At 70.8% G+C, this 24,907-nt stretch carries 28 protein-coding genes; 12 read left to right on the forward strand and 16 right to left on the reverse strand.

Annotated elements, in window-relative coordinates; genetic code table 11:
• The first annotated feature begins 19 nt into the window (after window positions 1–19).
• Window positions 20–598, forward strand: coding sequence for a DUF6292 family protein (locus FFT09_RS08275; RefSeq protein WP_244231273.1), 579 nt, complete (start codon window positions 20–22; stop codon window positions 596–598).
• An 8-nt stretch (window positions 599–606) separates the two neighbouring features.
• On the opposite strand, the gene FFT09_RS08280 is transcribed toward FFT09_RS08275, so the two are convergent.
• On the reverse strand, window positions 607–1,251 hold the full coding sequence (locus tag FFT09_RS08280) for a molybdopterin-dependent oxidoreductase (RefSeq protein WP_138382313.1): 645 nt from the start codon (window positions 1,249–1,251) through the stop codon (window positions 607–609).
• Between the two features lie 89 nt (window positions 1,252–1,340).
• Between FFT09_RS08280 and FFT09_RS08285 the strand changes: the two genes are divergently transcribed.
• Window positions 1,341–1,565 carry a hypothetical protein gene (locus FFT09_RS08285; RefSeq protein WP_024876982.1) on the forward strand — a complete coding sequence of 75 codons (225 nt, stop codon included), beginning with the start codon at window positions 1,341–1,343 and terminating at the stop codon, window positions 1,563–1,565.
• A gap of 7 nt (window positions 1,566–1,572) precedes the next feature.
• Here FFT09_RS08285 and FFT09_RS08290 read toward each other — a convergent pair whose 3' ends face one another.
• The 3 genes from FFT09_RS08290 to FFT09_RS08300 are packed head-to-tail and all read right to left on the reverse strand — an operon-like array spanning window position 1,573 to window position 4,464.
• Window positions 1,573–2,880: a phospholipase D-like domain-containing protein gene (locus FFT09_RS08290; RefSeq protein WP_167305348.1), complete on the reverse strand. Its 1,308-nt coding sequence runs from the start codon at window positions 2,878–2,880 to the stop codon at window positions 1,573–1,575.
• On the reverse strand, window positions 2,877–3,722 hold the full coding sequence (locus FFT09_RS08295; protein WP_138382315.1) for a diacylglycerol/lipid kinase family protein: 846 nt from the start codon (window positions 3,720–3,722) through the stop codon (window positions 2,877–2,879). Before FFT09_RS08295 ends, FFT09_RS08290 begins: the two co-directional genes overlap by 4 nt.
• Window positions 3,723–3,780: 58 nt before the next feature.
• Window positions 3,781–4,464 carry a YoaK family protein gene (locus tag FFT09_RS08300; RefSeq protein WP_138382316.1) on the reverse strand — a complete coding sequence of 228 codons (684 nt, stop codon included), beginning with the start codon at window positions 4,462–4,464 and terminating at the stop codon, window positions 3,781–3,783.
• 299 nt (window positions 4,465–4,763) lie between these two features.
• Here FFT09_RS08300 and FFT09_RS08305 point away from each other — a divergent pair, with 299 nt between their 5' ends.
• Entirely contained in the window at window positions 4,764–5,297 is a 534-nt protein-coding gene (locus FFT09_RS08305) for a DUF2020 domain-containing protein (protein ID WP_138382317.1), read from the forward strand.
• Window positions 5,298–5,482: 185 nt separating this feature from the next.
• A complete protein-coding gene (locus FFT09_RS08310) occupies window positions 5,483–5,926 on the forward strand; it encodes a DUF6918 family protein (protein ID WP_024876977.1) in 444 nt (147 codons plus the stop codon).
• An 82-nt stretch (window positions 5,927–6,008) separates the two neighbouring features.
• Here the strand turns inward: FFT09_RS08310 and FFT09_RS08315 are convergent, their stop codons facing one another.
• Window positions 6,009–6,656 carry a hypothetical protein gene (locus FFT09_RS08315; protein ID WP_024876976.1) on the reverse strand — a complete coding sequence of 216 codons (648 nt, stop codon included), beginning with the start codon at window positions 6,654–6,656 and terminating at the stop codon, window positions 6,009–6,011.
• Between the two features lie 93 nt (window positions 6,657–6,749).
• On the opposite strand from FFT09_RS08315, the gene FFT09_RS08320 reads away from it, so the two are divergent.
• Together FFT09_RS08320 and FFT09_RS08325 are read left to right on the forward strand one after the other, a co-directional pair.
• Window positions 6,750–7,307, forward strand: coding sequence for a peptidylprolyl isomerase (locus FFT09_RS08320; RefSeq protein ID WP_024876975.1), 558 nt, complete (start codon window positions 6,750–6,752; stop codon window positions 7,305–7,307).
• A gap of 114 nt (window positions 7,308–7,421) precedes the next feature.
• A complete protein-coding gene (locus tag FFT09_RS08325; RefSeq protein WP_081193491.1) occupies window positions 7,422–8,375 on the forward strand; it encodes a rhomboid family intramembrane serine protease in 954 nt (317 codons plus the stop codon).
• On the opposite strand, the gene FFT09_RS08330 is transcribed toward FFT09_RS08325, so the two are convergent.
• A complete protein-coding gene (locus FFT09_RS08330) occupies window positions 8,354–8,770 on the reverse strand; it encodes a PH domain-containing protein (protein WP_425273049.1) in 417 nt (138 codons plus the stop codon). The two genes, FFT09_RS08325 and FFT09_RS08330, sit on opposite strands and share 22 nt — an antisense overlap.
• 84 nt (window positions 8,771–8,854) lie before the next feature.
• On the reverse strand, window positions 8,855–9,121 hold the full coding sequence (crgA, locus tag FFT09_RS08335; RefSeq protein ID WP_024876972.1) for a cell division protein CrgA: 267 nt from the start codon (window positions 9,119–9,121) through the stop codon (window positions 8,855–8,857).
• Window positions 9,122–9,534: 413 nt separating this feature from the next.
• Here crgA and FFT09_RS08340 point away from each other — a divergent pair, with 413 nt between their 5' ends.
• Both FFT09_RS08340 and FFT09_RS22875 read left to right on the forward strand, forming a co-directional pair.
• The gene (locus FFT09_RS08340) at window positions 9,535–10,524 is read left to right on the forward strand and encodes a class E sortase (protein ID WP_425273054.1); all 990 of its coding nucleotides are present in this window, start codon (window positions 9,535–9,537) and stop codon (window positions 10,522–10,524) included.
• A complete protein-coding gene (locus tag FFT09_RS22875; protein WP_167305349.1) occupies window positions 10,524–10,685 on the forward strand; it encodes a hypothetical protein in 162 nt (53 codons plus the stop codon). The genes FFT09_RS08340 and FFT09_RS22875 overlap by 1 nt, the downstream gene beginning before the upstream one ends.
• On the opposite strand, the gene FFT09_RS08345 is transcribed toward FFT09_RS22875, so the two are convergent.
• The gene (locus FFT09_RS08345; protein ID WP_138382319.1) at window positions 10,657–11,583 is read right to left on the reverse strand and encodes a DMT family transporter; all 927 of its coding nucleotides are present in this window, start codon (window positions 11,581–11,583) and stop codon (window positions 10,657–10,659) included. The genes FFT09_RS22875 and FFT09_RS08345 overlap by 29 nt on opposite strands.
• Window positions 11,584–11,674: 91 nt before the next feature.
• Between FFT09_RS08345 and FFT09_RS08350 the strand changes: the two genes are divergently transcribed.
• Window positions 11,675–12,577 (forward strand): LysR family transcriptional regulator, encoded by a 903-nt coding sequence (locus tag FFT09_RS08350; RefSeq protein ID WP_138382320.1) that lies wholly within the window; start codon window positions 11,675–11,677, stop codon window positions 12,575–12,577.
• Between the two features lie 21 nt (window positions 12,578–12,598).
• On the opposite strand, the gene FFT09_RS08355 is transcribed toward FFT09_RS08350, so the two are convergent.
• Window positions 12,599–13,357: a TetR/AcrR family transcriptional regulator gene (locus FFT09_RS08355; RefSeq protein WP_081192784.1), complete on the reverse strand. Its 759-nt coding sequence runs from the start codon at window positions 13,355–13,357 to the stop codon at window positions 12,599–12,601.
• Between the two features lie 143 nt (window positions 13,358–13,500).
• On the opposite strand from FFT09_RS08355, the gene FFT09_RS08360 reads away from it, so the two are divergent.
• Genes FFT09_RS08360 through FFT09_RS08370 form a run of 3 tightly spaced genes read left to right on the forward strand, consistent with a single transcriptional unit; the run spans window position 13,501 to window position 15,907 of the window.
• The gene (locus tag FFT09_RS08360) at window positions 13,501–14,430 is read left to right on the forward strand and encodes an ATP-binding cassette domain-containing protein (RefSeq protein WP_081192786.1); all 930 of its coding nucleotides are present in this window, start codon (window positions 13,501–13,503) and stop codon (window positions 14,428–14,430) included.
• Window positions 14,427–15,233: an ABC transporter permease gene (locus tag FFT09_RS08365; protein WP_138382321.1), complete on the forward strand. Its 807-nt coding sequence runs from the start codon at window positions 14,427–14,429 to the stop codon at window positions 15,231–15,233. Before FFT09_RS08360 ends, FFT09_RS08365 begins: the two co-directional genes overlap by 4 nt.
• Before the next feature lie 23 nt (window positions 15,234–15,256).
• Window positions 15,257–15,907, forward strand: a complete 651-nt coding sequence (locus FFT09_RS08370) for an aminodeoxychorismate/anthranilate synthase component II (protein WP_081192790.1) — start codon at window positions 15,257–15,259, stop codon at window positions 15,905–15,907.
• Between the two features lie 33 nt (window positions 15,908–15,940).
• Here FFT09_RS08370 and pknB read toward each other — a convergent pair whose 3' ends face one another.
• The 7 genes from pknB to FFT09_RS23235 form a co-directional block, all read right to left on the reverse strand.
• A complete protein-coding gene (pknB, locus tag FFT09_RS08375; protein ID WP_081192792.1) occupies window positions 15,941–17,935 on the reverse strand; it encodes a Stk1 family PASTA domain-containing Ser/Thr kinase in 1,995 nt (664 codons plus the stop codon).
• 91 nt (window positions 17,936–18,026) lie between these two features.
• Window positions 18,027–19,277 carry a serine/threonine-protein kinase gene (locus tag FFT09_RS08380; protein ID WP_024876963.1) on the reverse strand — a complete coding sequence of 417 codons (1,251 nt, stop codon included), beginning with the start codon at window positions 19,275–19,277 and terminating at the stop codon, window positions 18,027–18,029.
• A gap of 3 nt (window positions 19,278–19,280) precedes the next feature.
• On the reverse strand, window positions 19,281–20,750 hold the full coding sequence (locus FFT09_RS08385; protein WP_081192794.1) for a peptidoglycan D,D-transpeptidase FtsI family protein: 1,470 nt from the start codon (window positions 20,748–20,750) through the stop codon (window positions 19,281–19,283).
• Window positions 20,747–22,243 carry an FtsW/RodA/SpoVE family cell cycle protein gene (locus tag FFT09_RS08390; protein ID WP_081192796.1) on the reverse strand — a complete coding sequence of 499 codons (1,497 nt, stop codon included), beginning with the start codon at window positions 22,241–22,243 and terminating at the stop codon, window positions 20,747–20,749. Before FFT09_RS08390 ends, FFT09_RS08385 begins: the two co-directional genes overlap by 4 nt.
• On the reverse strand, window positions 22,243–23,667 hold the full coding sequence (locus tag FFT09_RS08395) for a PP2C family protein-serine/threonine phosphatase (protein WP_081192798.1): 1,425 nt from the start codon (window positions 23,665–23,667) through the stop codon (window positions 22,243–22,245). Before FFT09_RS08395 ends, FFT09_RS08390 begins: the two co-directional genes overlap by 1 nt.
• Complete coding sequence (locus FFT09_RS08400; protein ID WP_081192800.1) at window positions 23,664–24,143, reverse strand: FHA domain-containing protein FhaB/FipA; 480 nt, start codon at window positions 24,141–24,143, stop codon at window positions 23,664–23,666. The genes FFT09_RS08395 and FFT09_RS08400 overlap by 4 nt, the downstream gene beginning before the upstream one ends.
• Before the next feature lie 144 nt (window positions 24,144–24,287).
• Window positions 24,288–24,907: FHA domain-containing protein (locus FFT09_RS23235; protein ID WP_244231274.1), on the reverse strand; the 620-nt coding region annotated here is incomplete at its 5' end.

A 24,907-nucleotide genomic window follows, 5' to 3' on the forward strand; every position in this document is an offset into this window, starting at 1 on the left:
TTCCGGCGAGGAGCCACCGATGACGTCAACACCTTCGGCACCAACCGAGGGGCCGGTGGCTCATCTCGCCGACTCCCGTGCCCGCCACCAGCGCCAGGCGCAGGAACACCGCGCCCTGGCCGCTCGTGCCGTTGCCCGGATGGCCCAGGACCCCCAGGACGAGGCCCGGCTGCTGTCGATCCTCGACTTGAGTTCCGCGGTGGAGGCGCAACCGTGTGGCCTGGAGTCCGCGCTCGCGGCCTACATCGAGCTGGTCGCCGAGCAGGTGGATGTGCCCGCGGTGTCCGTGACCCACGAGGTGACCGACACGGCGACGGCCTATCTCGGGCTCGCCGTCCGCGCCGCCGACCTTCCGCAGCGTGACCTGATGCTCATCTGGGACGAGCGGCTCGGCTGGTCGATCGCGATCGAGCCTCGTGGCAACGACCGTCCTCCGGTGATCTGCCACCTCGGCGGTCACGTCGCACCGTCGCCCGCCGCCGTCGCGCAGTTCGTCTCCGATGTCGTTCACAAGCAGTGCCGGGGACAACTCAGCCCCGTTCCCCGCAGCCTCGATCGGGAGATGCTGACCGCGCACCTGGCCGCGGTCCCGGCCTGAGCGGCTCCCTATTCGCCGTCGTAGCGGCGGCGCACCGCCGGTAGTGCCGCACGCCAGATGACGCGCCACAGTGGACCGGGCAGATACCGGCTGCGTTCCTCGTGCCGGACCCGTCCGCGCGGGTGCGTGGCCCACCGCGCCGATCCCGGGTCGTAGTCCCGGCGATAGTCGAGGGCGCACACGTGCTTGACACTCTTGTAGCCGTACTGGGCGGGCGCGACCAGGCGCAACGGTGCTCCGTGATCGAGGGGCAGCGCCGCGCCGTCCAGCCGATCGGCGAGAAGCACGTCCTCGGCGAGCGCGTCGTCCAGCCGCAGGCAGGCGCGGTACCCGTCCAGACCGGTGACGCTCACCCAGCGCGCCCTTGTGGAGATTCCCACGTGCTCGCTCAGGGCGTTGTGGACGGCGTGGAACGGCACGCCCTCCCAGCGCAGGCCCAGTGCGCTCCAGGTGGTCACGCAGTGCAGGTCGCTTCGCTGACTCCGCCGCAGCTCGTCGGTGAGCAGTTCGTCGAGTGCGAGTTGCGTGGGTCGTCGCACGGCTCCGCTCACGGTGACCACCGGCCGGGCCGGTGGCGCGGGCCGCGAGCGCGCGAACTGCGGCAGCCCGAAGCGGCGCGGGGTGGTGGCGACCTGTCCCGGCGGCAGTTCCATCGTGGCTCCGATCGAGCGTGTATCCGGTTTCGATCTTCCCACGGGATGGGTACCCGGTCACCTGATCGAGTAGTGAGGAGGCGAACATCGTGCCGAAGCCGGAGAAGCTGAAGAAGTGGCGTTCGCAGGCACGGCGGCACGCCGAGCAGGCCGAGTCCGCCGCCGAGCGGGCGGAGGCGGCGTTGCGGCGCATCGAGGAACTCACCGGCACGCGAGCCGACAGCGACAGCGACGGCGCGGCCGACACGCGCTCGCCGGTCTACACCTCGTCGCGGGGCCGCGACGACACACCGCCCGCCGCCGAGGTGCCGTAGGCGCGGGTCACAGTTCCCGGCGCAGTCGCACGAGAAGCTGCTCGCGCACGCGCTGGTGCAGTGCGCGGGAGCGCCACCGGCCGGGCCGGATCTCGCGCGACACCGCCAGATCCCGTTCGAACTGGGCGGTGAGGTCCTCGGCGAACGCCGTCGACTGCACGCACAGGTTCGCCTCGTCGTTGAGCTGGAACGACCGGTTGTCGAAGTTCGCCGAGCCGACCGTGGACCACGCGCCGTCGATGGTCATGGTCTTGGCGTGCAGCATCGTGGGCGCGTACTCCCAGATCCGCACGCCTGCGGCGAGCAGCCGGTCGTAGACGGCACGGCCGGCCTGCCGGACCAGGTCCTTGTCGATGTGCGGGCCCGGCACGAGGACGCGGATGCGGACACCCCGTTCGGCGGCCTGCGTCAGCGCCTCGACGAACGCGGGCCGGGGCGCGAAGTACGCGGCGGTGAGGTCGATGCTCTCGCGGGCGGAGGCGATGGCGAGAAAGTAGAGCGCCTCCATGTTGGTGTCGCCGACCCCGGCCGAGGAGCGCACCACCTGCATCGGCCCCGCGCCGTCGGCGGCGGGGAGATCCGGGAGGTAGTCCGGGCCCACGAGTACGTCACCGGTGGCTTCGAGCCAGTTGTCCGCGAAGGCACCCTGGATGCCGCGCACGATCGGGCCGCGGACGCGGACGTGGGTGTCGCGCCAGTGGTCCGGGTCCTGGGCGTTGCCGGTCCATTCCTTGGCGATGCCGACCCCGCCGATCAGGCCGACGCTGCCGTCGACCACGAGAACCTTGCGGTGGGTGCGGTTGTTGAGACCACCGATCGGAATGCGTTTGAGGGGGCGGAACCGGGCGACGGTCACGCCTGCGGCTCGCATGTCGTCGATGAGCCGCGAGTCCATTTTGGCGGTGCCGAAAGCGTCGAGCAGTACGTTCACGGCGACACCGGCCCTGGCACGTTCCACGAGGGCCGCGGCGACCTCCTCGGCGATGTCGCCCCGCCAGTAGACGAAGGTCAGCAGGTTCACCGAGCGCTGGGCGTTCGCGATGGACTCCAGGAAGGCTGGAAAGATCTCGTCGCCGTTGACCAGGAGTTCCAGCTCGTTGCCCCGAGATATCGGCGCGCTGGTGAGCGATTCGGACGCGTGGAGAAATCCGGGTGAGCGCACGTCGAGTTCCTCGCCGCGCAGGCTGTAACCGTGGCCCTGTTCGCGGCGGTGCCGCAGGGAGTCGCCCGCGTAGCGCGCGGCGAGAACACCGAGCACGGCGAGTGTCGGCCAGTGCCGGGACAGCGTGGGGAATCGGGAGGCCGCCTTCCTCATGGCACGACCACCTCCACCCCGCCCGTGAGCAGGCCGAACCGTGTCGTGCCCCGGGTCGATCGCAGCTCGCCGTCGACGTTGAAGTTCGTGCCTTCGGGCGTGTCGATCTCGATCGTCCGGCCCCGGTCGTGCGCGACGTCCGCCTGTTCGGTGAGACGGCCACGGCGCATGCCCCACGCGCGGCGAGCGAGCGAAAGGCGGGAGCCCGACGGCACCACCGCGATGTCGAGGTTCCCGTCGCCCGCGCGGGTGCCGCCGAGTTGCGAGCCGCCGCCGAACGCGCCGGTGGAGGCCACCGCGACCTGCCATACGGCACCGCTGTAGTACTCCGTGCCGTCACGGCGGACCGAACACCGCAATGGCCGCGCGCTCAGCGCGGCACGCACCGCGCCCACCTGGTAGGCGAGGGCGCCGAGGCGCGGCTTCAACGGGTTCGCCTCGCGGCTGGCGTGCACGGTGAGACCGGCGGCGGCGGTGTTCAGGTACGGGTGGCCGTTGATGGTGGCGATGTCGATCCGGCGCGTCCCGGCGTCCGGATTCACGGCCAGCGCGCAGGCTTCGTCAAGGTCGAGCGGGAGCCGCATCGCGCGGGCGAAGTCGTTGGCGGTGCCGGTGGGCACCACGGCCAGCGGGATCCCGGCAGCGCGCGCGGTCGCCGCCGCGACGCCGAGGGAGCCGTCCCCACCGGCCACGACGAGCCGCCGGCAGCCCTCCAATCGCCGCTCGCCGAGGCGGTCCAGCGGGATTTCGTCGACGAGGGCACCGGAGCGTCGCAGGACGTCCGCCACACCGTCGCCGTCGCCGGAGCCCGATCGAGGGTTCGCGGCGAGCGCAATTTTCATGGCAAGCAGCCTGACATGCCCGGCGCTTCACTCCAAAGGAGGACACGAGGGGAGTTCGTCACGTCCGCCGTACGCCGGTGAGCGCGAAGCCCACGGCCACGACCGCGACCGCGGTGCCCGCGAGTGCCAGAACCAGGCTGACCGACACCGACAGCAGCGCAGCCCCGGTGCCGGCGCCCACGAGCATGACCGCGATGGAGCCCAGCCTGCGGTGCGGCTGCGCGCCGCGCGCCAGCTGGCTGTCCGTGACGACCCCGGCGAGCGCGAGCGTGAGCACGGTGGTCGTCAGGTCGTGGACGGCGAGGTGGTGCACGGTTCCGTTCTGCACCCCCAGAGCCGTCGCGAGGACGACGACGGTGGCAAGCGTGTCGTCGCCGCTGACCGGGAGTATTCCGCCCGCCGTCAACCAGGCCACCAGCGCGAGGACTCCCGCCTCGACACCGAACGCCGTGCTCAGCCACCGGCGCGGCCGGTGCGCGGCCAGCGACGCCGCCCGGCCCGCCACGAACGCGCCCGCGCCGAACCCGCACAACGCGGCGAGCGGGCTTGCCGGTGACACCTCGGCGTCGGGATGGACGCTGAGCCCCAGGAAGGTGATGTTGCCGGTCATGTTGGCGACGAAGACCTGCCCCAGTTTGAGAAAGCTCACGGCGTCCACCAGTCCGGTCACGAACGTGAGCAGCAACAGCAGACCCACCGTCCAGCGGCGGCTCACGGGGCTGACCGGCGGCGCGGCGGACATGCGGAGCAGCATGCCCCGGGCACTCCCGCTTCGCCGGGTGGATCACCGCGTGGGCGACGGCCTCGTGGTCCGGACCGAGCGGCACGGGTGAACGGGGTCACAAGACCGTGATCAGCACCGTCAGCACCAGCGAGAGCGCCACGGACAGCAGCACCAGGGACAGGCAGCCGGACCGTCCGCCGAGGACGGTGAGCTCCGTGTCGCCGACCCGCATGGCTCGCGACTACCCGGGGGCCACGGCGGAAAACCCCACCGTCCGGCGCCGTCGCGCCTCGCGGTTCTGGTTCACTGTCCGAGCTATGCGCACAAGCCAAGTCGTGATCAGTTTCGCGGTCGCCGCGTTCGTGGCGGGATGCTCGGGCGGCCAGGCGGACGACGCCGCGGCCGGCGAGTCGGCTCCGTCCTCACCGTCCTCACCGTCCCCGGCGCTGCCTCCGGAACCCCGGCCCGAGAACGAGGCCCCGTGCCCCTACCTGGACTCCGAACGGGTGGCGCAGGTCAACGGGCAGCGCGTCGGGAGTGTCAGCACCTCGTCGGACGACCCTCCGGCCTGCTTCTTCCTGCGACCCGACGGGGAGACCCAGCTGACGGTGCGCGTCTACACGGGGGAGCCCGACGTGGCCAGGGGACTGGTGGACGCGGCGGCGCCGGTGGCGACGTCGAATCCCACGTCACAGCCCACCGGCTGGGAGGGCGGCTACGAGTCGGACGACGACGGAGCGGTGTACGCGGTGGCACAGGACGGCGACGCCGTCGTCATCACCACGAATCAACCCCAGAGTGTGAAGGCGCGCACGGTGGCGACGGAGGTCATCAGCGCGCTCGGGTTCTGAGAGTGACCGCAAAACACCGCTGCGTGCAGCCCAATTTGATCTTGTATTAGGGTTACGCCCACACGCAGGCACACCGCGCCAGGCATGCCCCTGCCGGGTGACCGGCGAGAACCGGGGCTGCGCCGACGGTGTGAGGCGGCCCTGCGGGATGAATCGTGGAATAAGACTGTGAAGGATGGGAAGTCATGGCTGACACCCTCAAGGAAATCCTGCTCGACTCCAGCCGTCGCCCCGCTGTGGTGACCGACCTCCAGACGCTGATCGACGAGGAGGTCGCGGACAAGAGCGGTGTGTCGGGCACGGTCATCAAGACCGGCTACGCCGCCGTCAAGAAGATCAAGCCGGGCATCATCGGCTCGGCCGTCGACAGCCTGCTCGACGAGTTCGTCGCCGCGCTGGAGCCGATCTTCGCCGACTTCAAGGCCAGCGGCGCGAGCGACTTCGGCTCCTACCTGCCCACCCGGCCGGACGCCGCCGACGCGCTGCTGTCGGTGACCGATGCCCGCGCGGAGAAGAGCGACCGCGACAGCATCAAGAAGGTCTACACCAAGCTGCGCCCGAAGGGTAAGGAGAACGTCGAGGAGGCTCTGCCCCGCCTCGGCAAGCTGATCGACAAGCACTCCGCCTGAGGGTGAGAGCGACGGAAAGGCCCCGGGAGCCCTTCGGTTCCCGGGGCCTTTCCGCGTCGAGGCGGCACGGGCGCGTGCCGCCTCAGCTCCTGCGCGACTCGCCGGTCGGCGCGGTGGTGTCGCTTTGCGACGACGCGCTCCCGCCGTTGCGGGCCGTGGCGGGTGTCTCGGCCGAGGGGCCGGACGGCGTGTCGGTGCTGCGGGGCGGAACCGGCGCGATCTGCGGCTCCTCCCTGCGCGACGACATCGCGTAGCCCGCAGCGGCGGCCAGCGCGGCGAAGCCCACCAACCACGGCCACTTGCGCCTGCGCTTGGTTTCCTGCCGCGAGACGGCCTTCGCCTCGGCCAGCGCGGCCTTGAAGTCCTTCTTCGCGTGCCGGAACTCGCGCTTGGCCTTGCGCCGGGACTGGCCGGTCGCCTTGGCCGCCTTGAGCGCCGCCTTCTTGGCCTTGCGGCCGGGTGCCCGCAGCTCATCCGCGCGCTTCTCGGCCATGACGCGCGCCTCCTTGGCGCTGCGCAGTGCCTCCTTGCGGGTGCGGGCAGCCCTGCGGCTCAGTTCCTTGCGCGCGACCTCCGTACCTTCGGTCAGCCGGTGCTCGGCCACCTGAGCGGCCTGCGCGGCCACGTCGGCGCTCATCCTGCCCGCATCAAGGGCGCGGTCCCGCAGCGTGCGGGAGCCGTTCTTGGCGGCATCACCTACAGTCTGCGTGGTTCGGGCCATCGAACCCATCGCTTGGTCACCTCGTCATTCCTTGGTCGACATGCCTCGTCCGCCTGCTGCCCATCCTGCCCCTTTCCTGCCGATCTCGCCGTGGATGGCACGATGAATCGTGTGACTGACAGCAATGCGACCCCCGGTGGCGGGAAGACGACAGCCACCCTGCACACCAACCGAGGCGACATCAACGTCGTGCTCTTCCCGGACCACGCGCCGAAGACGGTCGCGAACTTCACCGGTCTGGCGGAAGGCACGAAGGAGTACACGCAGCCGAACGCCCGCGGCGAGAAGTCCGGCCCGTTCTTCGACGGATCGATCTTCCACCGGGTCATCGACGGCTTCATGGTCCAGGGCGGTGACCCGACCGGTACCGGCCGTGGTGGCCCCGGATACAAGTTCGGTGACGAGTTCCACCCTGAGCTCCAGTTCGGCAAGCCCTACCTGCTGGCCATGGCCAACGCGGGGCCGGGGACCAACGGCTCGCAGTTCTTCATCACCGTCGCGCCGACGCCGCACCTGAACTTCAAGCACACGATCTTCGGTGAGGTCGCCGACCAGGAGTCGCGCGACGTCGTCGACGCGATCGCGCGCACGGCCACCGGCCCCGCCGACAAGCCGCTCGAGGACGTCGTCATCGAGCGCGTCACCGTCGCGCAGGGCTGAGTCCCCTTCGGCACCAGGTAGGTTGGAGTCGGGCCACACGCGCAACTCGGCCGTGGGCGTGTGGCGAGCGTCGTGACGGACATCGGCCGTGAGCGCAGGAGTGTCGGCAGCACTGTGACCCAGCCACCCACGCCCCCGCCGTACGGGCAGCCGCCGCAACAGGAGGCACTGCCGGGATGCTGGTGGCACCCCGGCAGGCAGACCGGGTTGCGCTGCGTGCGCTGCGAGCGGCCCGCCTGCCCCGACTGCCTGCGCGAGGCGTCGGTCGGGTACCAGTGCATCGACTGCGTGAGCACGGCGCGGCAGCAGCAGCGTTCCCAGGCGGCCGGATACCGGAAGGCGGGCTACGGCGCCCGTACGGTGGCGGGGGCACGGGTTCCGCAGCGGATCGTCGTGGTGCCGCTGCTGATCGCGGTCAACGTCCTCGTCTACGCGCTCACGGCCTTCCAGTCGGGCGATCCGATGGCCAACCACATCGGCTCGTCCGCCTTCGAGGACGGCGTGCTGTGGCCCGCCGGCATCGTCGCCTTCGACGAGTGGTGGCGGCTGTTCACGTCGGGGTTCCTGCACTACGGCCTGCTCCACCTCGGCATGAACATGCTGGCGCTGTTCGTGCTGGGCCGTGACCTGGAGCTGTTGCTGGGCCGGGTCCGGTTCCTGGCCGTGTACTTCCTGTCGATGTTCGCGGGCGCGGTGGCCGTGTTCGCGTTCGGGGCGGTGGACACGGGCACGGCGGGTGCCTCCGGCGCCATCTACGGCCTCATGGGCGCGATCCTGGTCGCGGTGCTGAAACTGCGGCTGAACGCCACGACGGCGATCGGGATCATCGTGCTCAACGTGGTCCTCAGCGTCTCGCTGCCCAATATCTCGTTGCTCGGCCACCTGGGCGGGCTGGTGGCGGGAGCCGTGGCGATGGTCGCGATGGTGTACGCGCCGGAGCGTCACCGCGGCGCCTACCAGGCCGGGGCCATCGCGATCGTCGCGCTCGCCCTGATCGGTCTGGTGTTCTACCGCGATGCCGAGCTGACCAGCGCGATCTTCGCCGGTCAGCTCGCGGGCGGGCGTTGACGCAGCCGCAGCAGGGCCTCGTGGACCTCGTGCGGGTCGGTGCCCAGCTCCGTCCAGCCGAGGACGTGCAGCCGGTCGTCGTCGGCGTCGAGTTCCAGCGCTTCGACGTCGCGGCCGTAGCGGCGGGTGCGACCCAGGCGCACGTCGAGCTGCGACCAGGTGTAGGAGCGGGTGCCGCCGAGCCCCCGCAGCCGGACCCCGCCCGCGTCGGCGCGAAGGCGCGGGCGCAGCGCGGTCCCGTGCAGGGACGCGGCCAGCAACGCCACGGTCGTCACGGCGAGCAGGACGGTGCCCGGCCGGTCACCGGAGCTCACGAACCAGATCAGCGACCCGCCCGCAGCCGCCGTGAGCGCCCAGCCCACGGCGACGAGCCCGGGTTTCGGAGCCCAGGTCATGCCGGAGTTGTCCACAGGGTTATCCACAGTGGGGATGAGTGACAACGCTGTAATTCAGCGTAGTCGTCGCTGGTACCGGATTCGTCAACGCCAGCGCATGGTCATGAGCAGCCCGGTGATCATCAGGGCGAAGCCGATCGCGAAGTTCCACGCGCCGAGTTCGGTCATGAAGCTGATCTTGTCGCCGGCCAGGTAGTTGACGACCAGCCAGGCGAGGCCGAGCAACATCAACCCGAACATGACGCCCTTGTAGAGCGGATGCGACGGACCCGCCGCGCGGACCTTGACCGGCGTGCGGCTGTTCGTGGGCGGGGTGTACGCCGTCTTCTTGCGGACCTTGGACTTGGGCATCGGAGTCCTCGCGTGCGTCGGGCAGAATGACCGGGCAGTGCGCGACTGCCACTTTCTTCACACGTTAACGTAATCGGGCAGGCGCCAGAACCGGGGAGCGAGCGCCGGTCAGCAGATCGTGATCACGCGCGGCCACCGCTCATGCGAGAGGAGCTCGCTTGTCGAGGTACGAGGACCCCGAGACCCGCGAGTTCACCGCACCCTCCCGGGGACGGCTACCCGGGGCGCCCGAGGGGCCGCCACCCGAGGGCTCGCGCCGTGGGCAGCTCTATCCCCCCTCGCCGCCGGGCCCGGCGCCGGGGCGGCCACCACGCCGCCCGCCGCCTCCCGGACACGCGCCGGCGGGCAGGCCACCCAGACCGAGGCAGGCGCGGCGCCCACCCGAGCCCTGGGCGGACGCGCCGACACGGCCCGTGCTGCCGCCCGCGCGGACCTCGGGGCCGCTTGCGGACGACTACGACGACGAACCGACGGTGTACACCGGCGCCGTGCGAGCGCCCGAGGCGCCGGAGGAACCGTCCGAGTCACCAGCCGGGCCGCCCGAAGACCCACCGAGCGACCCGCCGGAGGACCCCCCACAGGACACCGCGCCGCCGCCGTCCGGTGGTGGCGGCGGCAAGGCGCGCGTCGCCGTGCGGACGTTCGGCGAGATACTCATTACGCTCGGTGTCGTCATGCTGCTGTTCGTGGTGTACGAGCTCTACGTCACCAACCTCATGTCACAGCAGAAGCAGCGTGAGGCGAGTGCCAGCCTGGACGAGCGGTGGTCGCAGGAGCGCGAAGTCCACGCCGAGCCGTTGAGCGGTGAGGCGTTCGCCCGGCTGTACATCCCGTCCTTCGGAGTCGACTGGAACTTCACGATCCAGCAGGGTGTGGACGCCGACACGCTGGAGGTCGGCCCCGGCCACTACACGACGTCCGCCATGCCCGGCGAGGCGGGAAACTTCGCCGTCGCCGGGCACCGGGTGGGCAAGGGCGCGCCGTTCAACGACCTCGACCTGCTCGCCTCGTGTGATGCCGTGGTGGTGGAGACGGTGGAGAGCTTCTTCGTGTACCGCGTCGTCCCGATGGCCGACGAGGTGAACGGCTGGGCCGACGGTAAGGGCGCCGACCCGCGCTGTGCCGGGGTGGCGCCGCTGTCCGAGCGCGACCCCGTCTACGGCGAGACCGTCGGGCGGCGCATCGTCACGCCCGACCGGGGCGACGCCGTGGCACCCGTGCCGTACGAGCCGGGCGCGACGGTGGCCGGGCAGCGGGAGGCCGAACTGCTGACGCTGACCACCTGCCATCCCCGGTTCTCCGACCGCGAGCGCATGATCATCCACGGCGTGCTCACCGACGTGTACGACAAGGAGCGGGGCGCGGGCTACGAGGAACTGCTGCGCGAGATCGGGGAGGCGTGATGTACGGCTGGATCTGGCGGCATCTTCCTGGGCCGCTCCCGGTGCGGATCGGGCTGGCCACGGGTCTGGTGCTGGGCGCGGTCGCGCTGCTGATGTTCGTCGTGTTCCCGTGGGCGGAGCCGATGCTGCCGTTCAACGACGTCGCGGTGGAGGACGGCTGACGCACCCGGCGCGCGAGCGGCGTGCGTGTCCCGGTCTGTTCGACGCGGCGACCGCGACGAGCACCGCGAGGGCACCGAGCAATTGCGACCCGGTGGGATGCTCGGCGAGGATCGTCGCGGCCAGTGCGAGGGCGAGGACGGGCTGGATCAGCAGGAGTGCCCCGGTCGTGGCCGGTTCGAGGCGGACGCTGCCGTGGTGGATCAGCAGCCATGCCGCCACCTGGCCGAGCAGGGCCAGTGCGACGAGGAACCCCCAGGAACGCGGTGTGATGCCGGAGAGGTGGATGCCGCCGGAGTAGCCGGCGATGGCGGCGGCCGTGCCGGCGGCTGAGGCGGTTGCCCAGGCCAGCGGCTGGGTCATCCGGGCCGGTTCGCGGCTGGTCGCTCTGCGGGTGAGGAACAGATAGGCGCCGTAGCCGATCCCGGCGACCAGGCCGAGCAGGGTTCCGGTCGCGGCCTGCTCTCCGAGCTCGGCAGAGTCCCAGAGACCGCCGACGAGGCTGATCCCGAGCAGCATCACCGGCAGTGTCACCACGAAACGCCGGTCGATGCGCTCGCGGTCGACGACGAACGCGAGGAGCGGAAGCACGATGACCTGCACGTTGATGAGCACGGTGCTGATCCCCGCGCCGACGTGGTAGATCGAGGCCGTCCACGCCGCGTAGTCGATCCCCAGGGCGACCCCGGCGACGATCGCCCACCCTGCGCCCCGGCCCGAGAGCGGGCCGTGGCGTGCCCGCTCGTGCATCGCCAGCGGGATCAACGCGGCTACGGCGATCACGCAGCGCAGTACCGCCGTCGTCGCCGCGTCCACGTCCGCGAGTGCGACCAGGATCGCCGAGGCCGACAGGCAGAGCGCCCCGGCGAGAACCGCGAGGGCCGGTCCCGTTTCGCTCACGGAGCGTCCGAGGCAGTCACGGCTCGACGCTAACGCCAGACACTGATTAGCACTACTTCACATTTCTACCCAATAATGCTAAGCACGGCGTATGAGTGTCGAGTGGGGACGATTGCGGGTGCTGGATGCCGTGGCGCGTTCGGGGTCCGTGACGCGGGCGGCGGCGATGCTGCGGATGACGGGCCCTGCGGTGTCGCAGCAGTTGCGCCGGATCGCGGCCGAGGCCGGTGCCGAGATCGTCACCGCCGAGGGGCGCGGAGTGCGGCTGACCGACCAGGGCCGCCTGCTCGCCGACTACGCTCGCCGCGTCTCGGAGCTCATGCGCCAGGCCGACAACGACCTGCACCGTGCCGACGGACCGGCGGGTAGTGTCCGAGTCGGCGCGCTCGCGTCGCTCATCCGCGGTCGGTTGGCGCGTAGGCTGCCGACGTTTTGGTGCAGCCACCCTCGTGTGAAGGTGGGCATCGAGGACGGGGAGACCGTCGACCACCTTGATCGCTTGACCGTCGGCCGCTTGGACCTGGTGCTCGCCGAGTCGTGGAGTACCGCCCCGCTGCGCCTGCCCGCAGGCGTGCGCGCGCAGCGCCTGGTCCGCGAAAGGGTCCGCGTGGCGTTACCCGGGGACCACCCGCTGCGGCACAGGAACACCCTCGACTTCGCTGACCTCGCCGCGGAACCGTGGGCGACGTGTGGCCGTGACTCGCACGGACACGTGGCCCTCGTTCAGGCCGCACGGGAGCGCGGGGTCGAACTCGACATACGTCACTTCGTCGCGGACCATGCCACCCAGCTCGCTCTCGTCGCGGGCGGCCTCGCCCTCGCCTGCGTTCCCGCCGCCGACGACAGCGCAGACACCGGAGACACCGGAGACAACGGAGCCGTCTACCGCCTCCTGACGCCGGAGATGCATCGCGACATCCTGCTCCTCACCGGCGACCGAACCCCTTCACCCGCCCTTTCCGCTCTCACCGAGCATCTCGGCCAACCGGGATGATCACGTGCCGGTAGGGCTGACTCACCCGGCGCGTGAGCGGCGTGCGATCAGCGCGTCGATGCCGTCGAGCAGCAGGTCGAGGCCGAAGCGGAAGTCCGAGTCCTCGTACCACGCCTGGTCGTCGCTGTCGAAGGCTCCTGCCCGGACGGCCGCGCTCAGTTCCGGGTAGGTCTCGTCGTCGACGAGCAGGCCGAGTATCTCGCCGTACTGGTGAGAGCTTTCCGGAAGCGCGCCGTGCGGTGCCTGCGGCGCCAGCGACAGCATCAGTGAGGCCTGGTTGAGTGCATAACCGCTGAGCGTCGTGGCGATGCCGATCTTCTCACCGTGGTCGAGCGGAGTGTCCGCCAGCGCGCGCAGCAGCCGGTCGAGCCAGCGCAGGCCCCGGGGTCCCATCGGAGGCCCGGACGGGGCGATCTGCAGCAGCCACGGGCGCGCCAGCATCACCTCCGCGTTGGCTCTGGTCCAGCGGTGGAGGTAGTCGCGGTACGGGCCGCCGGGGTCGGGCGGTTCGCCGGTTGCGGCGTCCAGCATGGCGAGCAGCAGGTCGTCCTTGCTGCCGACGTAGCGGTACAGCGACATGGGCGCCACGCCGAGGCGGGTGGCGACGTTGTTCATGGACACCGCGCCGAGGCCCTCCGCGTCGGCGATCTCCGTGGCCGCGGCGGTGATGCGGGCGAGGTCCAGGCTCGGTTTGGGGCCGCGCCGGGAGGTCGGTTCGCGGCCCCACATGCGGCCGACGACCACGGGCAACTCGGGCCGTCGCGCCGGTTCGTCCGCCATGTGCCTCCTTCGCCCACGCACCGGAGTTCACCTTAAGTCCCCGGCGCCGGATGACGTGTTGACCCTTCGTCCCTAATCTGCGTATGGTCTATATAGTGTATGCAATACACCGTAAACCATACTCAGTTTTTCCGGGGGTTCCCATGTCTCCACCCGCCATCGAGGCGCGCGGGCTGCGCAAGCACTTCGGCGACGGCGCCGTGCTCGACGGGCTCGACCTCACGGTCCCGGCCGGATCGCTGCTGGCCCTGCTCGGCGCGAACGGGTCGGGCAAGACGACGACCGTGCGCATCCTCACCACGTTGCTGGCCGCCGACAGCGGCGTGGCGCGCGTCGCCGGGCACGACATCACGACCGGCGCCGCGGCCGTACGCCGCGCCATCGGCCTCACCGCGCAGCAGGCGAGCGTGGACGAGCTGCTGACCGGGCGCGAGAACCTCGAACTGTTCGCGGGACTGAACCACCTGGGCCGCAGGGCGGCACGCCAGCGGGCGGACGAACTGCTGGAACGGTTCGACCTCACCGACGCGGCCGGTCGCCGCGCGGGTGCCTATTCGGGTGGCATGCGGCGCAGGCTCGACCTCGCGGTCAGTATGGTGGCGCGTCCCCGGATCCTCTTCCTCGACGAACCGACGACGGGCCTCGACCCGCGCAGCCGGTCCGGACTGTGGGAGGTCGTGCGCGACCTGGTCAGCGCGGGCACCACCATCCTGTTGACGACGCAGTACCTCGACGAGGCCGACCAGCTCGCGGACCGGGTGGCCATCCTCGGTGGCGGGCGCATCGTGGAGGAGGACACGCCGGCCGGCCTCAAGCGCCGCATCGGCACCGAGCGTCTGCGCCTGACCCCGGCCCGGCCCGAGTTCACCGCCCCGGCGCTGGCGCTGCTGCCCGGTGCCTACCCCGAACCGGACACCGGCGAGGTCGTGGTCGGGCTGCACGACCCGGACCACCTGCGGCGAATCCTCGACGACCTGCACCGAGCCGGGATCGACATCGCCTCGGTGGCGCTGTCGGCGCCCACGCTCGACGACGTGTTCTTCCAACTGACCGCGAAGGAGCCGGTGGCATGACCGAGCACGCAGTGGTGGGCCACCCCGGCCCCGTGACCGGCCCGCGCCGCCTGAACGAGGTGGTGCTGCTCACCCAGCGCGCGCTGCGCCGCGAGTTCCGGCAGGTGGACGGCCTCATCGTGGGAGTTGCGCTGCCCGTCGTCCTCATGTGCGCGATGGTCGGGGTGTTCGGCCGGGCCATCGACACCGGCACCGGGCTGGCCTACGTCGACTTCGTGACCCCCGCCGTCATGCTGCTGTGCGCGGGGTACGGCGCCGCCACGACCGGCGTCGGCGTGGCGGAGGACCGCAAGCTGGGGCTCACCCAGCGGTTCCGGACGCTGCCCATCGCGGGGTGGGGACTGCCCGCGGGGCAGGTGGTGGCCTCCGTCCTGCGCAACGTCCTGTCCACCGCCGTCGCCACGGCCGCCGCGCTGTTGCTGGGCTTCCGGCCCGACGCCGGTGTGCTGGACTGGCTGCTGGTGCTCGCCGTCGTCGCGGGCTACGTGCTCACCGTGGCCTGGTGGTCGATCGTGTGGGGCCTGCTGGTGAACAGCGTGCAGGCGGCGGGCGCGTTCTCCTTCGTGGTGCTGTTCGTGCCGTACGTGTCGGACTCCTTCGTGCCCGTCGAGGCCCTGCCCGGGGTGTTGCGGACGGTGGCCGAGTACCAGCCGATGACACCGCTGGTCGAGACCCTGCGCGGGCTGCTGCTCGGCCAGCCGGTCGGTGACGCCGCCTGGCTCGCGGCGGCCTGGCTGGCGGGCGGGTGCGCCATCGCCGTCCCGCTGACCGCCGTGCTGTTCCGGCGTCGGGGACAGGCGTGAGGCGCGCCGCGTAGGCTTGGCGCATGCGCGTACTGGTCGTCGACAACTACGACAGCTTCGTCTACAACCTGGTGCAGTACCTGGCCCAGCTCGGGGCCGACTGCACCGTGTGGCGCAACGACGTGGTGGATGTCGACGCGGTGCCCGGCTTCGACGGCGTGCTGGTGTCGCCGGGGCCGGGTACTCCCGAGCGGGCAGGCCGGAGTATCGAGGTGGTGCGGCGGTGCGCCGCGGAGTCCGTCCCGATGCTCGGGGTGTGCCTCGGTCACCAGGCGATCGGCGTGGCGTGGGGCGCGACCGTGGACCGCGCTCCCGAACTGTTGCACGGCAAGACCAGCGAGGTCGAGCACAGCGGCGGTGGGGTGCTGGCGGGGCTGCCGAACCCGTTCACCGCGACGCGGTACCACTCGCTGACCGTGCTGCCCGAGACCGTCCCGGCCGAGTTCGAGGTCACCGGCCGCACCGCCTCCGGCGTCGTCATGGGAATGCGGCACCGGACGCTGCCGGTCGAGGGCGTGCAGTTCCACCCCGAGTCCGTTCTGACCCAGGGCGGCCACCGCATGCTGGCCAACTGGATGTCCTCGGCGGGCCACCCGGTGCGCGACGTCCTGGTGCGGGACCTGGAGCGGGCCACGCTGGCGTTGCAGCGCCCCGCCGTGCCCGTGAACTCGTAGGTCGAGTCCACCGGCACGGCGGGGCGGCGGGGCTCAGCCCCCGATGGGCCAGCCCGGGCCGTCCTCGTCGTCCGACGGTTCCGTGGACCCGTCGTCGTCGGCTCCGATGTAGAGCACGATCTGCTGGTCCTTCGCCATCGACGCGCCCGCCGCCGGATTGCTGTTGGTCACCCTGCCGACGTCCTCGGAGTCGGAGACCTCCTCCGTCTGCGTGGTGTGCGACCCCTCCCAGCCCGCGTTCCGCAACGCGGCGAGTGCCTCGTCCTCGGTCATCCCGGTGAGGTCGGGGACCTCGATCTGCTGCTGGGAGCCGTTCGACACGTCGAGCTGCACCTGCGAGCCCTTGGGCACGCTGCCGCCGTTGGGGGTCTGGTTCACCACGGTGCCCGGGTCCGCCTCGCCGTCGACGTCGTTGCGCACCACGGTGAGCCCGGCGTCCTCCAGGGTCGCCTTGGCCTCCTCGAACGACTTGCTGGTCATGTTGGGCACCTCGACCAGATCGGGCTCCGTGCCGATCTCGATGCTCACCGCGTGCCCCTGCTCGACCTCGGTGCCCTCCGCCGGGTCCTGGCCGATGACCTTGCCGTAGAGGTTCTCGTCGTCGACCTCGACCTCCGTGACATTCGGGTCGAGCGTCAGGTTGGCCTCCTCCAGCGCGGCCTCGGCCGCCTCGCGGCTCATGTCGGCGAGCGGGGGAACCTCGACCTTCTCCGGCGCCGTACCCACCGACAGCACGATCTCGGTGTCGAGCGCGACCTCGCGGCCCGGGTCGGGATTGGTTCCGATGACGTTGCCGATCTGGTCGGACGTGCACTGCGGCTCGCCCGACGGCGGGTTGTCGAGGCAGATGACGGGTTCCTGGCGGTACTCCTCGAAACCCGCGTTCCTGAGCTGCTGCTGGGCCTGCTCCACCTTGACCCCGGTGACGTCGGGAATGGCCTTGGTCTCGCCTTCCGAGTTGGAGCCGGCACTCTGGATCCACGTGATGAACGCCACGGCGCCGAGTACCAACAGCGTGAGTGCCACCCCGGCGATCCAGCGGTTGCGCCGTCGCTTGCGAGCGTCCTCGATGTCGTCGTAGTCGGTGTCGTCGTAGGGAACAGGGTCCGGCTCGCGAGGCGACCCCATCACCTGGGTGCGCTCGTCCTCCACGGGGACCGCCGCGCCGCCGAGCGGGGCGGAGGGGCGCTGGCCCGACAGCGTCCGCACCAGGTCCGACCGCATCTCGGCCGCCGACTGGTACCGCTCGCTCGTACTCTTGGCCAACGCCTTCAACACGACCGCGTCCAGCTCCGGGGTCACCGACGGGTTCGACTCCGACGGCGGCTGCGGTGCCTCCCTGACGTGCTGGTACGCCACCGCCACGGGCGAGTCACCCGTGAACGGCGGGTCGCCCGTGACCAGCTCGTAGAGCACGCACCCGGCGGAGTAGACGTCCGACCGCGCGTCCACCGTCTCGCCCCGCGCCTGTTCGGGCGAGAGGTACTGCGCGGTGCCGATCACGGCGGCCGTCTGCGTCATGGCGGCCTGGCCGTCGTGCAGGGCCCTGGCGATGCCGAAGTCCATCACCTTCACCGCGCCGCTGCGGGTGATCATGATGTTGGCCGGCTTGACGTCGCGGTGCACGATGCCGTGCCGGTGCGAGAAGTCGAGCGCCGCGCTGACGTCGGCCATGACCTCCATCGCCCGCTTCTGCGGCATCGGACCCTCGGTCTTGACGATGTCGCGCAGCGTCCGTCCCTCGACGAACTCCATCACGATGTAGGGCAGCGGGCCGTAGTCCGTGTCGGCCTCGCCGGTGTCGTAGACGGCGACGATGGCCGGGTGGTTCAGAGCGGCGGCGTTCTGCGCCTCGCGCCGGAAGCGTTCCTGGAACATGGGATCGCGGGCGAGGTCGGCGCGCAGGATCTTCACGGCCACCTCGCGGCCGAGCCGGATGTCGTGACCGTGGTGGACCTCGGACATGCCGCCGTAGCCGAGTGTGTCACCCAGTTCGTAGCGGTTTGAGAGCAGTCGGGGTGCGCTCATTGCTCGGTGCCGTCCCATTCACTCGGTCTTCTTCTCACGTCCGGTCCTGGACCGGGCCGTGTCGCCAGCGCCCTGTCGCGATCGTCGGGGCTCACTGGGGGTTCTCCATCGGCAGTGTGCTCATCATGCCTTGCCCGCCGCCTCCGCCGGAGGTATGCATCCCGGTGTTGGGCCAGCTGCCCCCGGCGGGGCCTCGATCGGCCGGGCCGCCCGCCCCGCCGTCGTCGCCCCACAGCGTGAGCACCAGCACGATGGCGGCGACCGTCAGCAGGAGCACGAGCGCCACCGCCAACAGCGTCCACGCCGGGGTGCGGCGCCGGGAGGGCCGCACCCCGCCTGGTGGTGCGACCGGCGACAACGACGGCTGGGAGCCCGGGCCGACGGGGCCGCCGGGAACCGGATGCGGCGACATCGCCATCGATGCCGCCTGGGGTGGGTGCGCGTTCGGGTGGACCGGATGTGTCAGGTATCCGGCGGCGGCCAGACCCGACGGTGGGGGAAGGGGGTGGCCCGCCCGGACGGCGGCGACAGCACCGGCGAACTCGCCTCCGTTGGCGTAACGCTGTCGCGGATCCTTGACGAGAGTAGCTTCGATGACCGCCCGCGCGCCCGGGGGCACGTCCGGCGGCAGCGGCGGCGCGAAGTCCCGGATGTGCATCATCGCCACGCTCACCGCGTGCTCCGAGAGGAACGGCCGGTGCCCCGCGAGGCACTCGTAGCCGCACACCGCGAGCGAGTACACGTCGCTGGCCGGTTCCGCGTCGTGGCCGAGCGCCTGTTCCGGAGCGATGTAGTGGGCCGTGCCCATCACCATTCCGGAGCGGGTGACCGGCGCGGCGTCGGCGGCCTTGGCGATGCCGAAGTCGGTGAGCTTCACCACGCCTTCCGGCGAGACCAGGATGTTGCCCGGCTTCACGTCGCGGTGAACCAGCCCGCGCCCGTGCGCGGCCTGGAGAGCACGACCGGCCTGTTCGAGGATGTCGAGGGTGCGTTCGGGGGAGAGGCGACGCTGCCTGGCGAGGATCGCCGCCAGCGGCTCGCCCTCGACGAGCTCCATGACCAGGTAGGCGATCGACTCGCCGGACCCCTCGGTCGCCTCGGTCTCGCCGTAGTCGTGGACGGCCGCGATGCCGTGGTGGTTCAGCGACGCCGTGGTCCGTGCCTCGGTGCGGAACCGGTGCAGGAACTCGGCGTCCCCCGACAGCTCGGCCTTGAGGATCTTCACGGCCACGGTGCGGTCGAGCCGGGTGTCGCTGGCCTCCCACACCTCGCCCATCCCGCCGACCGCGATGCGGCCCGCGAGACGGTAGCGCTGTGCGAGCAGTTGCCCGGACGACAGCATCGGTCAGCCACCTCCGAGGGCGGCGGCCACGGTGGCACGTCCGATCTCGGCGGCGACGCTGCCACCGGTCGCCGCGAGGCCGCGGTTACCGCCGGACTCCACGATGACGGCCACGGCGACCTGCGGGTCGTCGTGCGGCGCGAACGCCGCGTACCAGGCGTGGGGCGGGGTGGCCTTCGGGTCGGCGCCGTGTTCGGCGGTGCCCGTCTTGGACGCGATCCGCAGCCCCGGGTCCTTGCCTCCGCCGCCGGTGTTCTCCTCCGAGGCGATCATCATGTCGGTGAGCACCTCGGCGTTGGACGCGGAGAGCGCAGCGTCGCCCGTCAGCTCCTCCGGCGTGAACTCCTCGATCTCCGAGAGGTCGGGCGCGAGCAGTTGGTTCACCAGCCGCGGCTTCATCGCCACGCCGTCGTTGGCCACCGTGGAGGCCAGCAGCGCGTCCTGCAACGGGGTCAGCCGGACGTCGCGCTGCCCGATCCCGCTCTGGTAGAGGGCCGCGTCGCTCTCCAGCTCCCCGAGGTCGGAGGGCACGACGCTCATCGGGACCTCGAGGTCGGTCATCCCGATGCCGAAGTTGGCCGCCGTCTCGCGCAGCGTTTCGCCCCCGAGATCGGCGGCGATCTTGGAGAAGGCGGTGTTGCACGAGTGCGCCAGCGCGTCCTTGAGCGTGTTGCCGGGGCAGGTGGCGCCGTTGAAGTTCTCCAGCGTCGTCGAGGTGCCCGGCAGCTCGACCTGCGAGTCGGTGATGACCTCGGTGTCGGCCGAGGCGCCGTTCTCCAGCGCCGCCGCCGTCGTCACGATCTTGAACGTGGAGCCGGGTGGGTAGGTCTCCCGGACAGCCCGGTTGAGCATCGGGTTGTCCTCGTCCTCGGTGTAGGTCTTCCACGCCTCCTGCTGCTCGTCCGGATCGTGGGAGGCGAGGTCACCCGGGTCGTACGAGGGCGTGGACACCATGCTCAGGATGTCGCCGGTCTTCGGGTCGAGCGCCACGACGGCGCCCTTGTACCCGTTGTCGACCATCATGTCGTAGGCGGTCTTCTGCACGGCGGGCTTGACGGTGAGTCGCACGTTGCCACCGCGGGCGTCGCGACCCGTGATCATGTCGGAGAGCCTGCGCACCAGCAACCGGGAGTCCGAGCCGTTGAGGAACTCGTCGTAGGCGCGTTCGAGACCGCCCGCGCCGTAGTTCACCGAGTAGTAGCCGGTGACCGGCGCGTAGAGGGGGCCGTTGCGGTAGGTACGGCGGTACTTCAGCGTGTTGTCCGTCGGCTCGACACCCGCGAGGACCTGGCCCGCGTCCTCGGAGGTGATCTTGCCGCGCTCGCGGGAGTACTCGTCGTACAGCACGCGGGTGTTGCGGCCGTCGGTGCGGTAGTCGTCGGCCTTCACGACCTGGACGTAGGTGGCGTTGGCCAGCAGCATCGTCACCATCACGAGCATGGCGACGCCGACCTTGCGCAGCGGTGTGTTCACGGTGGGTTCCCCCCTTCGGGCTGGTGCGCCGCCAGCCCCGCCTCGGCCTGGGAACGCTGCACCATCACCGTGTGGGCCTCGGCGAGCGGAGCCTTCGGCCCCGGCTTCGGCTTCGCGGGCTGCTGGGGTCGCCGAGCGGCGTCGGAGATGCGCAGCAGCAACGCGACGAGGATGTAGTTGGCCAGCAGCGATGATCCCCCCGCCGAGAGGAAGGGCGTGGTCACCCCCGTCATCGGGATCAGCTTCGTCACACCACCGACGATGACGAAGACCTGCATGATGATCGCGAACGACAGGCCGCCACCGAGCAGCTTGCCGAACGTGTCGCGCACCGCGAGCGCGCTGCGCATGCCGCGCAGGGCCAGCAGCATGTACAGGAGCAGGATCGCGGCCAGCCCGGCGAACCCGAGCTCTTCGCCGAGCGCGGCGCTGATGAAGTCGGTGTGGGCCTCGGGGACGGTGTCCGGTCTGCCGAGTCCGAGTCCGGTGCCGAGGAAGCCGCCGGTCCCGAGCCCGAACAGGCCCTGCGCGATCTGGTAGCCGCCGCCCGCGTCGTCGTAGGTCGCCAGCGGGTCGATCCAGTTCGCGACCCGCTGCTGGACGTGGGTGAACAGCGTGTAGGCGATGATGCCGCCCACCGAGAACATGCTCAGCCCGAGCACGACCCAGATGATGCGTTCGGTGGCGACGTACAGCATCACCAGCACGATGCCGAAGAACAGCAGCGCGGTGCCCAGATCCTTCTCGAAGACCAGGATGCCGAGGCAGGCGAGCGCCGCGATGATGATCGGGCCGAGGTCGCGTGCCCTGGGCAGCTCGACACCGAGCACGCGCTTGCCCGCGCTCATGAACAGGTCGCGCTTGGCCACCAGGAACGACGCGAAGAAGATCATCAGCGCGATCTTGGCGAACTCGCCGGGCTGGATGGAGAAGCCCGGCAGCTTCAGCCACACCTTCGCGCCGTTGACCTCGGAGATCGAGCTCGGCAGGACCGCGGGCAGGGCCAGCGCCACGATGCCGACCAGGCCGAGGATGTAGGCGTACCGCGTCAGGGTGCGGTGATCCGAGATGACGATCAGCACGCCGAGGAAGAACGCCAGCGCGACGACCGTGAACAGCACCTGCCGGGGCGCGCTGGCCGTGACGTCCTCCCCGCCCGCGGCCTCGGCCAGGTCGATCCGGTGGATCATCACAAGGCCCAGCCCGTTGAGCAGGGCCACACACGGCAGGATCAGCGGGTCGGCGTACGGCGCCCACCGCCGCACCGCGAGGTGCGCCACCCCGAAGATCGAAAGGTACGCCAGCCCGTACCACACCACGGACCAGGACAGCTCCTGCTCCTGGTTGGCCTGCACGAGCACGAACGCCGAGGTCACGATCAGCGCGGAGAGCGCGAGCATGACCAGCTCGGTGCCGCGTCGTTTCGGCAGCTCACGAGGTGGGTTCGTCGTGTACTGAGCTGCCGCACCAGGTGTCGCTGGGGGCTGGGACATCAATTACCGCCCGAGTCGGGCGCCGGGCGGCAGTCCACCCCCGGTCGCTGTCCACCCTCGTTTCGGCCCGCGTTCGTGTCGGTCGGTTCCGCTGCGCGCTCCGACGACTCCGGCGTGGTGTCGTCGGGATCGCCGCCCTGCTCGACGCCGCCGAGTCCGCCGCCCTGGGCCTGGTCCGACTCGTCGTCGCAGAGTTCGAGCATATTGTTGCGCCGCAGCGTGTTGATGTACTCGCGCGACTCGGTGAGACCTTCGCGCTTGACGCCGTTGTTCAACGCCGCCCGCGCGTCCTGCTGCAGATCCTGGAGTCGCAGCGGCTCGCACAGCGACGCCTCGGGAGGGCAGGAACCCTCGGCCTGCTCCTGGAGGTCGAAGCCCAGGATGCTGCCGGGGACTCCCTGGAAGATCACGACCTCGTCGTCGGCCGCCACGCCGACGTAGTACTGCCGCAGCACGAAGTACCGGGTGGCGAAGGCCGCCGCGGCCAGCAGGACGAGCGCGAGCCCGAACGCCAGCAGCAGCCGCACGCGCTTACGGCGTTTGGCTTTTGGGTTCGGCGTGGTCTCCAGCTGCTCGGTCCGCTGGGGTTGCTGTGGTGGTGGAGGCGCGGTGAGCGCCCTCGCCCGCGCGGCGGGCGAGTCGCCCTGCGGGGCCTCGTCCGTGCCGTCACCGGCAGCGCCGCCCACGATGGGCGCGTCCTCGCCGAACTCCACGTCCACGACGTCGGCCACGATCACCGTGACGTTGTCGGTGCCGCCGCCCTTGAGTGCCAGCTCGATCATGCGATCGGCGCACTCCTGCGGATCGGGGATGCGCAGCGCCTCGGCCAGTGTCTCGTTGCTCACCATGCCCGAGAGCCCGTCGGAGCAGAGCAGGTAGCGGTCGCCGGACCTGGCCTCCCGCACCGTGACACTGGGCTCGACCTCGTGACCGGTGAGCGCCTTCAACAACAGAGACCGCTGCGGGTGCGTCGCGGCCTCCTCCTCGGTGATCCGTCCCTGTTCCAGCAGTTCGTTGACGAAGCTGTCGTCCCGCGTGATCTGGGAGAACTGTCCGTTTCGGAGCAGGTAGGCACGCGAGTCACCCACGTGTACGAGTCCGAGCCGGGAACCCGAGAACAGCACGGCGGTGAGCGTCGTGCCCATCCCGTCGAGGTCGGGGTCGTTGGCGACGAGCTCGGAGATGGCCTGGTTTCCCTGGCTGACGGCGTCGCGCAGCTGGGTCACCAGGTCGTCGCCCGGTTCGTCGTCGTCGAGGTGTGCGAGCGAGGCGATGACGACCTTGCTGGCGACCTCGCCGGCGGCGTGGCCACCCATGCCGTCGGCGAGTGCGAGTAGTCGTGGGCCGGCGTAGACGGAGTCCTGGTTGTTCGACCGAACCAGGCCCCGGTCACTGCGGGCCGCGTAGCGTAGGACGAGAGTCATGGGCGAAGCTCGATCACCGTCTTGCCAATCCGGATGGGACTTCCGAGCGGGACTCGGAGGGGTGCAGTGACCTTAGCCCGCTCCAGGTAGGTGCCGTTGGTCGAGCCCAGGTCTTCCACGTACCACTCGTCACCTCGCAGCGACAGGCGAGCGTGTCGCGTGGAGGCGTAGTCGTCGTCCAGCACCAGAGTCGAGTCGTCGGCCCGCCCCAGCAGGATGGGCCTGCCGTCCAGAGCGATCCGCGTTCCGGCGAGCGCCCCGTGGGTCACCACGAGTTGCCGGGGCAGCTTGTTCCTGTTTCGGAGCGGCGTCGACTTCTTCTGCTTACTGCCGCCGCGGCGGAGGCTGGGCAGGTTGACCCTCAGCCCCGACGCCGCGTAGAGGTCCGAGCGCACCACGCGGAGCGCGGCGAACACGAACAGCCAGAGCAGGACGAGGAATCCCACTCTGGTGAGTTGTACGACCAGCTCTGGCACCGGTTGTGTCAGCTCCCGCCTTCTCGCGCCCGACCTGCGGCGCCCACCGTCGTTCGACCGTCATCGGCCCCGCTGGGTCCCCGCATCGCCGCCATTATGCGGGACACGTGTGTGATCACCGTGCGGGACGCCGCAGTCGCGTGTTCAGCCCTGCGTGCGGAACACCAGCGAGGAGTGGCCGACCCTGATCACGTCGCCGTCGGCCAGCTGCCAGGTCTGCACCGGGGTGCCGTTGACCGTGGTGCCGTTGGTCGACCCGATGTCGGCCAGCGTGGCGCTCTGCCCGTCCCAGGTCACCTCGAGGTGCCGGCGCGAGACGCCCGTGTCGGGCAGGCGGAAGTCGGCGTCCTGACCACGCCCTATGACGTTCCCGCCCTGCTTGAGCGAATAGGTCCGGTTGGACCCGTCGTCGAGCTGGAGGATCGCGGAGAGCTGCCGGTTACCGCCCGGAGGCATACCGCCCGGGTAGCCCTGCTGCGCGTAGGGGTCACCGCCGGGCGGGGGCGGCGGAGGCGGCGGTGCCTGCGCGGGGTAGCCGCCGGGAGGGCTCGGCGGAGCCGCGTAGCCCTGGTCGTAGCCGGGAGGAGGGGGCGGCGGCTGGCCCTGGCCGTAGCCCTGGTCGTATCCGCCGGGCTGGCCGTAACCCTGGTCGTAACCCGGCTGGCCGTAGCCCTGGTCGTATCCACCGGGCTGGCCGTAACCCTGGTCGTAACCCGGCTGGCCGTAGCCCTGGTCGTATCCACCGGGCTGGCCGTAACCCTGGG

The sequence above is a fragment of the Saccharomonospora piscinae genome (assembly GCF_005862235.1).
Lineage (GTDB): Bacteria > Actinomycetota > Actinomycetes > Mycobacteriales > Pseudonocardiaceae > Saccharomonospora > Saccharomonospora piscinae.